Consider the following 12,170-nt stretch of genomic DNA (forward strand, 5'->3'; position numbering starts at 1 on the left):
AGACTATCGAGGAAACCGCCCGTCGTACGAGAGGGGTCCTATGACCAAGAAGATCGTGTTCCTGGATCGTGAATCCCTCGATGCCAGGGTCCGACCGTTCAATTTCCCCCACGAATACGTCGAGCACGAGTCGACCTGGACGCCGGAGGAGATCGTCTCCCGCCTCCAGGGCGCGGAGATCGCGCTGATCAACAAGGTCCCGATGCGGGCCGAGACGCTGAAGCAGCTCCCCGACCTGAAGCTGATCGCGGTCGCCGCCACCGGCACCGACGTGGTCGACAAGGCCCAGGCCAAGGCCCAGGGGGTCACGGTCGTCAACATCCGCAACTACGCGTTCAACACCGTGCCGGAGCACGTGGTCGGGCTGATGTTCGCCCTGCGCCGGGCGATCGTGCCCTACGCCAACTCGGTGCGGCGCGGCGACTGGGCGAAGTCCAAGCAGTTCTGCTATTTCGACTATCCGATCTACGACATCGCCGGCTCGACGCTCGGCATCGTCGGCTACGGGGCGCTGGGCAAGTCGATCGCCAAGCGCGCCGAGGCGCTGGGCATGAAGGTCATCGCCTACGACGTGTTCCCGCAGGACGGGCTGGTCGATTTCGAGACGATCCTGACGCAGTCCGACGTGATCACGCTGCACGTGCCGCTGACCCCCGACACCAAGGGGATGATCGGCGCCGCCGAGCTCAAGAAGATGAAGAAGAGCGCCATCCTCATCAACACGGCCCGCGGCGGCCTCGTGGACGAGGCGGCCCTTCTCGAGGCGCTCAAGGACGGCACCATCGCGGGCGCCGGGTTCGACGTGGTGGCGCAGGAGCCGCCCAAGGACGGCAACATCCTGTGCGACGCCGACCTGCCGAACCTGATCGTCACGCCGCACGTCGCTTGGGCGAGCAAGGAGGCGATGCAGATCCTGGCCGACCAGCTCGTCGACAACGTCGAGGCTTTCGTGGCGGGCAAGCCGCAGAACGTGGTGGAAGCCTAAGCTCAAAATCAGCAACGGGCGTTCCCCTCCCCCCTGCGGGGAGTGGCCAGGGGTGGGGGTGGTGCAGGAGGCACTGCTCCGCTCAATTCTCCACCACCCCCACCTCCGGCTCCTCCCCGCAAGGGGGAGGAGAGGGGCTGCGTCCACGCACCGACCCAACCAACATCAGCGCCGGCGCCCCACGGGCGCGACGGAAAGGTCCCAAGAAAATGACGAAAAAACTGCTGTTCCTGTTCGACACCGATGCCGTGCCGAACGTGTTCGACACGGTCGTCGGCTACGACGGCGGCGCCGACCACATCACCGGCTACGGCGGCGTGAATCCCGACAATGTCGGCGCCCTGGTCGACGGCACGATCTACACCCGCGGCGGCTCCGAGAAGAAGTCGACGGCGATCTTCGTCGGCGGCGGCAGCATGGCGGCGGGCGAGGCGCTGTTCACCGCCGTCAAGAAGCGCTTCTTCGGCCCGTTCCGGGTCTCGGTGATGCTCGATTCCAACGGCTCCAACACCACGGCCGCCGCGGGCGTCGCGCTGGTGGCCAAGGCCGCGGGCTCGCTCCAGGGCAAGAAGGCCGTCGTGCTGGCGGGCACCGGCCCGGTCGGCATGCGCTCGGCCGCTCTGCTCGCCGGCGAGGGCGCCGAGGTCACCATCGCGGGCCGCGCCCTCGACAAGACCCAGGCCGCCGCGGACCAGATCAACACGCGCTTCAAGGTCAACGTGAAGGCCGCCGCGACCCCCGACGAGGCCTCCCGCGTCGCCCTGGTGAAGGGCACGAACCTCGTGTTCACGGCCGGCGCCATCGGCGTCGAGCTGCTGCCGGAAGCCGCCTGGGCGCAGGAATCGTCGATCGAGTTCGTCGCCGACTACAACGCCCAGCCCCCGACGGGCATCGGCGGCATCGACGTGATGGACAAGGGCAAGGAGCGCAACGGCAAGCAGGCCTTCGGGGCGCTGGGCATCGGCGGCCTGAAGCTCAAGCTGCACCGGGCCTGCGTCGGCCAGCTCTTCGAGAGCACCGACAAGGTGCTCGACGCCGAGGAGATCTACGCCCTCGCCAAGACGATGGCCTGAGGAGGCGCCGGTGACCGAGACGCATCGCCCCGAGACCGACAGCATCGAGAAATTCCTGACGGAGCTGGCGAGCGCTGCCCCCACCCCCGGGGGCGGCGGCGCGGCGGCGATCTCCGGCGCCATGGGCGCGGCCCTTGTGTCGATGGTCTGCAACCTCACCATCGGCAAGAAGAAGTACGTCGAGGTCGAGGCCGAGCTGAAGGAGGTCCTGGCCAAGTCCGAGGGCCTGCGGGTCGTGCTCACCGGCATGATCGGCGAGGACGTCCAGGCCTTCGACGCCGTCATGGGCGCCTACGGCCTGCCCAAGAACACCGACGACGAGAAGGCGGCCCGCGCCGAGAAGATCCAGGCGGCGCTCAAGACCGCCTGCGACGTGCCGCTCGCCTGCTGCCGGGCCTGCCGCGCGGTGATCGACCTCGCGGCCATCACCGCCGACAAGGGCAACCTCAACGTCGTGTCGGATGCCGGCGTGGCGGTGCTCTCCGCCTATGCCGGCCTGCGCAGCGCGGCGCTGAACGTCTACGTGAACGCCAAGGGTCTCGAGGACCGCGCGTTCGCCGAGGAGCGGCTGAAGGAGCTGGAGGATCTGCTCGGCGAGGCCGGCGCACTCACCGAGAAGGTCTACGCGGTCGTCAAGGACAAGGTGAACTGAACCGGCGACTTGGGTCAGCACCGCGCGTCACAGCGTGCTCGGTCGGCCCCGTCGACGCCGCCGTCTCTGCGAGCGCAGCGAAGCAATCCAGTTGGCGCCACGATCTCAGAGGTCGCGCTGCCCTGGGTCACGTCGCTGCGCTCGCGATGACGGACAGCGCGTCCTGAACGAAGCGTTCCGGCGTACTTTGTAGCGATTCAACAGTCGAGGCCGGGTGCATCGTGCTCCCGGCCTCGCTGTTTTCCTGTATGCTGCATCGCAATATGAAATACGATCTGTGTTGCGACCGCGAAAAAGTCGCGGTCAATCAGGAGCTTAAAAAATTTGACGGGCGTAATCTTTCGACTCAACTAAAGTAGAGAGCGTCAACGGCGGCAACGAACCGCGGAGGAGGCGCCGAATGGACGTCCACGAGTATCAGGCCAAGGAGCTGCTCGCGAGCTTCGGCGTGGCCGTCCCGAAAGGCGCGATCGCCTTCAGCCCGGACCAGGCGGTCTACGCGGCCACCGAGCTCGGCGGCTCGTTCTGGGCCGTGAAGGCGCAGATCCACGCCGGCGCCCGCGGCAAGGCCGGCGGGATCAAGCTGTGCCGGACCTACAACGAGGTCCGCGACGCCGCGAAGGATCTCCTCGGCAAGCGCCTCGTCACGCACCAGACCGGCCCCGAGGGCAAGCCGGTGCAGCGGGTCTACGTCGAGACCGCCGACCCGTTCGAGCGCGAGCTCTACCTCGGCTACGTGCTGGACCGGAAGGCCGAGCGCGTGCGGGTCATCGCCAGCCAGCGCGGCGGCATGGACATCGAGGAGATCGCCGCCAAGGAGCCCGACTCGCTCATCCAGGTGGTGGTCGAGCCGGCGGTCGGCCTGCAGCAGTTCCAGGCGCGGGAGATTGCCTTCCAGCTCGGGCTCAACATCAAGCAGGTCTCGGCCGCGGTGAAGACGATCATGAACGCCTACCGGGCGTTCCGCGACTGCGACGGCACCATGCTGGAGATCAACCCGCTCGTCGTCACCAAGGACGACCGGGTGCTGGCGCTCGACGCCAAGATGAGCTTCGACGACAACGCGATGTTCCGCCGGCCGGGCATCGCCGACATGCACGACCCGTCCCAGGGCGATCCCCGCGAGGCGCAGGCCGCCGAGCACAACCTCAGCTACATCGGCCTCGAGGGCGAGATCGGCTGCATCGTCAACGGCGCGGGCCTCGCCATGGCCACCATGGACATGATCAAGCACGCAGGCGGCGAGCCGGCGAACTTCCTCGATGTCGGCGGCGGCGCGTCCCCTGAGCGGGTGGCCACGGCCTTCCGGCTGGTCCTGTCGGACCGCAACGTGAAGGCGATCCTCGTCAACATCTTCGCCGGCATCAACCGCTGCGACTGGGTCGCCGAGGGCGTCGTCCAGGCCGCCCGCGAGGTGAAGATCGACGTGCCGCTGGTGGTCCGGCTCGCCGGCACGAACGTCGAGGCCGGCAAGAAGATCCTGGCCGAGAGCGGCCTCGATCTCATCACCGCCGACACGCTGGCTGAGGCGGCCAAGAAGGCGGTCGACGCCTGCTCCGCCGCCAAGACGCAGCACTGAGAGGGGAGACCGCGCCATGAGCATCCTCATCGACGAGACCACCCCGATCATCGTCCAGGGCATCACGGGCGACAAGGGCACCTTCCACGCCAAGGAGATGCTGGATTACGGCACGAACGTCGTCGGCGGCGTCACCCCGGGCAAGGGCGGGCGCACCCATCTCGGCCTGCCGGTGTTCAACACCGTCAAGGAGGCGGTGGCGGCGACCGGCGCCACCACGTCGATCACCTTCGTGGCGCCCCCCTTCGCGGCGGACGCCATCATGGAGGCGGCCGATGCCGGCCTGCGGCTGGTCTGCTCGATCACCGACGGCATCCCGGCCCAGGACATGATGCGGGTGAAGCGCTACCTGTACCGCTACCCCAAAGAGAAGCGGACCATGGTGGTCGGCCCGAACTGCGCCGGCATCATCTCGCCCGGCAAGGCGATGCTCGGCATCATGCCCGGCCACATCTACCTTCCGGGCAATGTCGGGGTGATCTCCCGCTCCGGGACGCTGGGCTACGAGGCCGCCTCGCAACTCAAGGAACTCGGGCTCGGGATCTCGACCTCGGTGGGCATCGGCGGCGACCCGATCAACGGCTCGTCCTTCCTCGACCACCTCGCCCTATTCGAGACCGACCCGGACACCGACGCGGTCCTGATGATCGGCGAGATCGGCGGCCCGCAGGAGGCCGAGGCCTCGGCCTGGATCCGCGAGAACATGTCGAAGCCGGTAATCGGCTTCGTGGCCGGGCTGACCGCCCCGAAGGGGCGCCGCATGGGCCATGCCGGCGCGATCATCTCGGCGGCCGGCGACAGCGCCGCCGAGAAGGCCGAGATCATGCGCTCCTACGGGCTGACGGTGGCGCCGGATCCGGGCTCCTTCGGGCAGACGGTGGCCGACGTGCTGGCCCGGGCCGCGTAGCGCGGCCGGCCCGCCTTACGTCCCGGAACGCGGCGCGGGTCCTCTCTCCCGAGCGGGAGAGGGCGCGCGTCGCGCTGGGCACCGGCCGATGCGCGCCTCCCTCCCGGAGGTGACGGCGCATCGCGCTGAACATCCTCGAGAAAGACCGTGCGCCACGAGGTGGCTCCATGACCCGCACCCTTCACGCAACCCCCGGTCTCGTCGATGCCACGGCCTTCGCGCCGCCGGTGATCGTCGGCACGTCGTCGGAACAGGCGCTGGACATCCTGTTCCAGGCGCTGCTCGACGTCGCCCGCCGGCACGACCCCGACCTCGAGGCGGTCCTGCACGGGACGGCCGACATCTCGCGCTTCTCGCCGCAGATGCTGGCGCGCGCGCTGCAGGTGCAGGGCATCTGGTTCCAGCTGATCTCCATCGCCGAGCAGAACGCCGCGATGCGCCGACGCCGGCACGTGGAGCGCACGGAGGGGCGGGCCGCGCTCGGCGGCTCCTTCGCCAAGGTTTTTTCCGACGCGCGCAAACAGGGGGTGCCCCCTGAAAAAATCCAGGCGCTGCTCAGCGACCTGCGCATCCGCCCGACGCTCACCGCCCACCCGACCGAGGGCAAGCGGGTGACGGTGCTGGAGAAGTTCCGCCGGATCTACCTCGTCCTGCGCGAGCTGGAGATGCCGCGCTGGACCGACCGTGAGCGCAACGGGCTCATGAACGAGCTGCGCGACCAGATCGAGCTGGTCTGGATGACGGGCGAGCTGCACTTGGAGAAGGCGACCGTCGAGCGGGAGGTGGCCTGGGGGCTGCACTTCTTCGACGAGACCCTGTTCGAGATGCTGCCCGAGACCCTGGAGACCCTGCACGAGGCGCTGGCCGAGACCTATCCGGGCACCGAGTTCAGGGTGCCGCCGTTCTTCCAGTTCGGCTCCTGGATCGGCGGCGACCGGGACGGCAACCCCTACGTGACGGCGGCGGTCACCCGGCAGACCCTGCACCGCAACGCGCTCGCCTCGCTCACGCGCTACCGCGACGGCGTCCGCGAGCTGGGGCGGACCCTCTCGCTCACCGAGCGCTCGCTGCCGCTGCCCGAGAGCTTCCGCGCGGAGCTCGACCGGAATCTCGCCGAGAGCGGCCAGGCCCGCGCCATCACCCGGCGCAACCCGGGCGAGCCCTATAGGCAGTACCTGTCCTGCGTCCTGCGCAAGATCGAGGCGACGATCGCCCGCAACGAGGGCGAGCACCCGTCCGGCCCCGACTACGCGAGCGCGGACGGGCTCATCGAGGACCTGCGCACCCTGGAGCGCGGCCTGACCGAGGCCAAGTGCGGGGCACTGGCGCGGGATCTCGTGCGTCCGGTCCGGCGCATGGTCGAGATCTTCCGCTTCTCGACGGTCCGCCTCGACCTGCGCGAGAACACGACCCGGACCACCGACACGCTCCACGCCCTCTGGCGCCAGCGCAACGGCGACGGCGAGCCGCCGGCCCTCGGCTCGGCCGCGTGGCGCCAGTGGCTCGACACGGAGCTCGCCCGGCCGCGCGATCCCGAGCGGTCCTTCGAGGACTTGCCCGACGCCGCCCGCGAGACGCTGGCCACCTTCGCCCTCGTCGCCGAGATGCGCGAGGCCCTCGACCGCGAGGCGTTCGGCGCCTTCGTGCTGTCGATGACCCGCTCGGTGGAGGACGTGCTCGGCGCGTACCTGCTGGCCAAGGAAGCGGGGGTGTTCCTCGACGCCGCCGGGACGGAGATCTGCCCGCTGCCGATCGTGCCCCTGTTCGAGACCATCGACGACCTGCGCGCCGCCCCGGCGATCATGCGGGCGCTGCTCAACGTGCCGGTGGTCCGCCGCTCCACCCGCTGGCAGGGCGGCGTGCAGGAGGTGATGATCGGCTACTCCGACTCCAACAAGGACGGCGGCTTCGTCGCCGCCAACTGGGAGCTCTACAAGGCGCAGAGCAAGCTGACCCGGCTCGGCGAGGAGCTCGGCGTCGGGATCGCCTTCTTCCACGGGCGCGGCGGCTCGGTGAGCCGCGGCGGCGTGCCGACCCAGAAGGGCATCATGGCCCAGCCGCCGGGCTCCATCCGCGGTCGGTTCCGGACCACCGAGCAGGGCGAGGTCGTCTCGTTCAAGTACGCCAACCGCGGCACGGCCGCCTACCAGATGGAGCTGCTGGCGGCCTCGGTGTTCGAGCACGCGCTCGCCGGCGACGGCGAGCGGGTGGGCCCCGGCCACGACGACGCCCTCGAGGCGCTCGCCGGTGCCTCGCGGGCGGCCTACGTCCAGCTGCTCCAGACCGACGGCCTCGTCGACTACTTCCAGGCGGCGAGCCCGCTCGACGAGATCTCCCTTCTCAACATCGGCTCGCGTCCGGCCCGCCGCTTCGGCGCGCGCTCGCTCTCGGACCTCCGCGCGATCCCCTGGGTGTTCGCGTGGTCGCAGAACCGGCACGTGATCACCGGCTGGTACGGCGTCGGCTCGGGGCTGGCGAGCTTCATCGACGTGCGCGGCCGCGACGGCGAGGCGACCCTCAAGCGGCTGTTCAACGAGTCCCGCATCCTCCGCCTCGTCCTCGACGAGGTCGAGAAGACGCTGATGATGGTCGATCTCGACATCGCCCGCGCCTACGCGGGCCTCGTCCAGGACGCGGGCGTCCGGGACCGGATCTTCTCGATGATCGAGGCCGAGTACGCGCTCACCCGCGAGATGGTGCTGCGGGTGAGCGGCGGCACGGAGCTGGCCGAGCGCTTCCCCCTGTTTCGGGACCGCCTGAAGGGCCGGCTCCCGACGATCAACCAGGTCAGCCGCGAGCAGGTCGAGCTGCTCGCCCGCTACCGCGCGGAGACCGACGAGGACCGGCGCGAGGCGGTGAAGTCGGCCCTGCTCCTGTCCATCAACTGCATCGCGGTCGGCTTCGGGGCGACCGGATAGGGGAGGGTCCAGCGGGCTCCCTCTCCCGCGCGGGAGACGGGACCCGTGCCTCGATCCCGTACCGGGGACCCGGTCCATTCGTGCAGCCGCGCCCTGTCAGCGACCCACGCGCGCGCCATTTGCCGCCGATGAACGGGACCGCATCCCGCAACGGCACCAGAACCGTCACCAGGAGAGAGAACCCAAGATGAGCTTCACCCTGATCCAGCAGGCCAAGCCGCGCCTGCACCGCTCCGAACTCGCCGTGCCCGGCTCCAACCCGACCTTCATGGAGAAGTCGGCCTCCTCGGCGGCGGACGTGATCTTCCTCGATCTCGAGGACGCGGTCGCCCCGGACGACAAGGAGAAGGCCCGCGCCAACATCATCCAGGCGCTGAACGACCTGGATTGGGGCAACAAGACCATGATGATCCGCATCAACGGTCTCGACACCCACTACATGTACCGCGACGTGGTCGACATCGTCGAAGCCTGCCCGCGGCTCGACATGGTGCTGATCCCCAAGGTCGGCGTGCCGGCCGACGTCTACGCCATCGACGTGCTGGTCACCCAGATCGAGCAGGCCAAGAAGCGCGAGAAGCAGATCGGCTTCGAGGTGCTGATCGAGACGGCCCTCGGCATGGCCAACGTCGAGGCGATCGCCCAGTCGTCGAAGCGGCTGGAGGCGATGTCCTTCGGCGTCGCCGACTACGCCGCCTCGACCCGCGCCCGATCCACCGTCATCGGCGGCGTGAACCCCGACTTCTCGGTGCTGACCGACAAGGACGAGTCCGGCAGCCGCCAGACCCACTGGCAGGACCCGTGGCTGTTCGCCCAGAACCGCATGCTGGTCGCCTGCCGCGCCTACGGACTGCGCCCGATCGACGGACCGTTCGGCGACTTCTCGGATCCGGACGGCTACCGCTCGGCGGCCCGCCGCTGCGCGGCCCTCGGCTTCGAGGGCAAGTGGGCGATCCACCCGAGCCAGATCGAGCTCGCCAACGAGGTGTTCACCCCCTCCGAGGCCGAGGTCACCAAGGCTCGGCGCATCCTCGAGGCCATGGAAGAGGCCGCCAAGGCCGGCCGCGGCGCCGTGTCCCTGGACGGCCGCCTCATCGACATCGCCTCGATCCGCATGGCCGAGGCGCTGATCGAGAAGGCGAACGCCATGAAGGGCTGAAGACGGCTCCGACGCGGGCGGATCCCAGCCCCCTGGCCGGGATCCGCCCTCCGCACGGCGAGGAACGTCTCGTCCTAGCGAGCGCAGCGAAGCAATCCAGGGTCGCGGCTACGGCGACATGCGTGTCGCTGCCGGGTTGCCTCGCTGCGCTCGCGAGGACGGCGGCGCCGCGTGGCCCGAAGTCCCGTCAGAACGGCTGATCGTCCGGTAGCCGCGCCGCTTCCATCTCGTCCGGCGTCGGGTCCCGGTGAACCACGATCCCGGTGGAGCGGTCCGCCGCGATCAGCCCGAGCCGGGCGAACCCGTCGAGCCAGCCGTCCATCGGCCAGATCCCGTGCCGGTCGTGGAAGCGCGCCGCGTTGGCGACGATGTCGCGGAAATGCTGCAGCGGCGGGTCGTAGCCCGGATGATGCTGGTGGTAGGCCCGGGGGCCGCCGAGGAACAGGATCGGCACGCCGGCCCGCTCGGCCCGGAAGGCGAGGTCGGTGTCCTCCGCGCCGTAGCCTGAGAAGGTCTCGTCGAAGCCGCCGAGGCGGTCATAGGTCGCGGCCCGCACCGCGAAGGCGAGGGACCAGAACAGGCCGGGCTGCGGCGCCGGCGCCACCGTGCCGGCGGGCGGGAAGGCCCGCACCGGGTGCGGCGCGCCGAGACGCGCCAGATCCGTCTCGCGCCACCCGTCCGCGACCGCGCCGACCGGCAGGTAGCCGATCTCGCAGCAGATCAGGCCGTCCCGCTCGGCCACCGCCCGCGACAGGCCCGCGACGAGCCCCGCCGAGGGGATGCAGTCCACGTCGAGGAAGATCAGCGTGTCGGCACCGGCGGCCCGGCGCCCGGCATTGCGCGCCGCGGCGAGCGGCAGGCCGGCACGCGGGAACGGCACGCGCTCCACCGGGAAGGGCAGGGCCGGGTAGGGCGCCGCGTCGTCGCCGATCTCGACGACGACGCAGCGGTCGGGCGGGTCGCCGCGGCCGAGGCCTTCGAGCAGACGGGTCAGGTGCGCGCGCCGGCCCTTGTTGAGGGTGATGACCGCGACGCTCACGGGGCGGTTCCGGCGCGCAGGACGTCGATGCGGTACTTGTCCGTCCGCGCCTGACTCAGGACCTGTGCGAAGGGTGCCGACAGCCGGATGAAGCCCTCGGCGGCGCCGTCACCCGAGAGCGGGTAGTCGGTCTCGCCCAGCCAGTGCACCAGCACGATGTCGCCGCCGGGCGCGATCGTCGCGCCGGCCCGGCGCACGAGCGCGGCGAAATCCTCCGGGGCCAGGAAGTACAGGAACTCGGAGAGGACGATCAGGTCGAACCGCTCCTCGGGCCAGTCCGCCGGCATCGTGCCCTGCCGGATCTCGACGTGGGGGCGATCCGCGCAGCGCGCCCGGGCGTCCTCCAGGGCGGCCGGAACCAGATCCGTGGCGAGCAGACGCTCGCAGCGCTCGGACAGGGCGTGGGTGAAGACGCCGATGGAGCAGGCCGGCTCGAACGCGGCCCGGTAGCGCGCCTGCGGCAGGGCCGCCAGCGTCGCCGCGTACTTGTCGCGCTCGTAGGACGACGAGGTGAAGCGCCAGGGATCCGGGTCGCTGGCGTACATGCCGAGGAAGTAGTCTTCCGGCAGGGTCTTCGTCCGGCGGCTCATGCGGGGACCGCGACGAAGCGCTCGTAGGGGCCGCAGAGCCGGTCGATCATGGCAGGCTCGAGCCGGAAGCCCTGGGGATCGTCCGCGATCAGGTCGGTGGTCTGCGATTCGTGGGCGGCGACGGCGCGCGCCTTGGTCTCGCGATAGGCGGAGACGTCGAGGCGCAGGCCGGCGGGGCTCGGCCCGACCTCGGTCTCGGGCGGCAGGGTCCAGCCCCAGACGGGGTACTCGTAGACGCGGACCCCCGGCATCTGCGGCCGCGCGAGGGCGACGATCGCCGCGGCCGCCTTGTGGTCGCAGTGGGGATCGTGGCGCCACGTGACGAAGACCGCGCCGGCCCCGATCGCCGCGGCCGCGCGGGCGACCGCGGACGCGGCGGCCTCGGCCCCGGGGCCGTCGCTCGGGACGTGCGCGTCCGGGAGGCGCAGGAAGGTGACGGCCTCGGGCCCGAGGCCGAGGACCGCCACGGCCCGCCGGGTCTCCGCCTCGCGCAGGGCGCGCAGTTTCTCGGGCGGGTAGAGACGGGAATGCGTGTGCGACCCGCAGCCGTCGCTGACCACGACGAGATGCACGGGCCGTCCCGACGCCCGGGCGGCGGCGATCAGCCCGCCGCATCCGAGGCTCTCGTCGTCGGGATGGGGCGCGACCACCACGAGCCCCCGGCTCCCCAGGAGGGCGTCGAGGCTCGCCACGGGCAGCGCGTCGGCGGCGGCGAGGAAGGCGTCGGCGCGCATCAGCGGCCTCCGATCCGGTCGGAGGCCGACAAGACGAAGGCCAAGGGAAAGCGCCGGTCGCACCGCGACGGGCTGCTGACGGGATCGATCACGGGACGCTCCACGGACGGTGCGCGGGTTGTGGCGTCCCGGGTTGTCAGGCGCAGCGCATGAACGCGCCATGAGCGGCGCGTTCGGGCCGGCCGGCGGGTGTCAGCGATCGTTCTCGGTGGTGAGCGCGTCGGCGCGGGTGCCCTCGTCGACGCCCCGGCCCGCCGCGAGGTGGACGCCCGGCGTCGGCGCGTCGCGGAAGACCGCACCGGCGGCGCTGAGGGCGCTGCGCAGGGCCTCGACTTGGCCACTAGGCGCGTCGCTATAGCCGCCCTCGAAATCCCGCACGAATCGCTCGTCCAGGCCGACCTTGCCGGCGAGATCGGCCTCCGACCAGCCGAGCAGCCCGCGAGCCGCCCGCGACTGCGCCGGGGTCATGGCGAGCGCCCGGGTCCCGCTCTGCGCGCCCTCGTCCGATCCTGCCAAGGTGATCCTCCTGCTTCG

The 12,170-nt window shown here is 70.6% G+C and carries 11 protein-coding genes; 7 read left to right on the forward strand and 4 right to left on the reverse strand.

What is annotated here, in order from left to right; all coding sequences use genetic code 11:
* The first annotated feature begins 40 nt into the window (after positions 1 to 40).
* The 7 genes from C4T42_RS07605 (at position 41) to C4T42_RS07635 (ending at position 9,273) form a co-directional block, all read left to right on the forward strand.
* Entirely contained in the window at positions 41 to 985 is a 945-nt protein-coding gene (locus C4T42_RS07605; RefSeq protein WP_020092656.1) for a D-2-hydroxyacid dehydrogenase, read from the forward strand.
* A 209-nt stretch (positions 986 to 1,194) separates the two neighbouring features.
* Positions 1,195 to 2,058: an NADP-dependent methylenetetrahydromethanopterin/methylenetetrahydrofolate dehydrogenase gene (locus tag C4T42_RS07610; RefSeq protein ID WP_042673897.1), complete on the forward strand. Its 864-nt coding sequence runs from the start codon at positions 1,195 to 1,197 to the stop codon at positions 2,056 to 2,058.
* A gap of 10 nt (positions 2,059 to 2,068) precedes the next feature.
* Positions 2,069 to 2,710: a methenyltetrahydrofolate cyclohydrolase gene (gene fchA, locus C4T42_RS07615; protein ID WP_020092654.1), complete on the forward strand. Its 642-nt coding sequence runs from the start codon at positions 2,069 to 2,071 to the stop codon at positions 2,708 to 2,710.
* Between the two features lie 400 nt (positions 2,711 to 3,110).
* Positions 3,111 to 4,289 (forward strand): malate--CoA ligase subunit beta, encoded by a 1,179-nt coding sequence (locus C4T42_RS07620; protein ID WP_020092653.1) that lies wholly within the window; start codon positions 3,111 to 3,113, stop codon positions 4,287 to 4,289.
* Positions 4,290 to 4,305: 16 nt separating this feature from the next.
* Positions 4,306 to 5,196, forward strand: coding sequence for a succinate--CoA ligase subunit alpha (gene sucD, locus C4T42_RS07625; RefSeq protein ID WP_010687110.1), 891 nt, complete (start codon positions 4,306 to 4,308; stop codon positions 5,194 to 5,196).
* Between the two features lie 167 nt (positions 5,197 to 5,363).
* Entirely contained in the window at positions 5,364 to 8,114 is a 2,751-nt protein-coding gene (locus C4T42_RS07630) for a phosphoenolpyruvate carboxylase (RefSeq protein ID WP_020092652.1), read from the forward strand.
* A 187-nt stretch (positions 8,115 to 8,301) separates the two neighbouring features.
* Positions 8,302 to 9,273 carry a CoA ester lyase gene (locus C4T42_RS07635; protein WP_103984960.1) on the forward strand — a complete coding sequence of 324 codons (972 nt, stop codon included), beginning with the start codon at positions 8,302 to 8,304 and terminating at the stop codon, positions 9,271 to 9,273.
* Positions 9,274 to 9,460: 187 nt separating this feature from the next.
* Here the strand turns inward: C4T42_RS07635 and C4T42_RS07640 are convergent, their stop codons facing one another.
* The 4 genes from C4T42_RS07640 to C4T42_RS07655 all read right to left on the reverse strand — a co-directional run bounded on the left by C4T42_RS07640 (position 9,461) and on the right by C4T42_RS07655 (position 12,152).
* Complete coding sequence (locus tag C4T42_RS07640) at positions 9,461 to 10,312, reverse strand: galactosyltransferase-related protein (RefSeq protein WP_103984961.1); 852 nt, start codon at positions 10,310 to 10,312, stop codon at positions 9,461 to 9,463.
* Positions 10,309 to 10,902, reverse strand: coding sequence for an SAM-dependent methyltransferase (locus C4T42_RS07645; protein ID WP_020092650.1), 594 nt, complete (start codon positions 10,900 to 10,902; stop codon positions 10,309 to 10,311). The genes C4T42_RS07640 and C4T42_RS07645 overlap by 4 nt, the downstream gene beginning before the upstream one ends.
* Positions 10,899 to 11,636 carry a PIG-L family deacetylase gene (locus tag C4T42_RS07650; RefSeq protein WP_020092649.1) on the reverse strand — a complete coding sequence of 246 codons (738 nt, stop codon included), beginning with the start codon at positions 11,634 to 11,636 and terminating at the stop codon, positions 10,899 to 10,901. Before C4T42_RS07650 ends, C4T42_RS07645 begins: the two co-directional genes overlap by 4 nt.
* A 192-nt stretch (positions 11,637 to 11,828) precedes the next feature.
* Positions 11,829 to 12,152, reverse strand: a complete 324-nt coding sequence (locus C4T42_RS07655; RefSeq protein ID WP_020092648.1) for an XRE family transcriptional regulator — start codon at positions 12,150 to 12,152, stop codon at positions 11,829 to 11,831.
* Positions 12,153 to 12,170: the final 18 nt, after the last annotated feature.

Origin of the sequence: Methylobacterium sp. 190mf (genome assembly GCF_900107945.1) — a bacterium.
Lineage (GTDB): Bacteria > Pseudomonadota > Alphaproteobacteria > Rhizobiales > Beijerinckiaceae > Methylobacterium.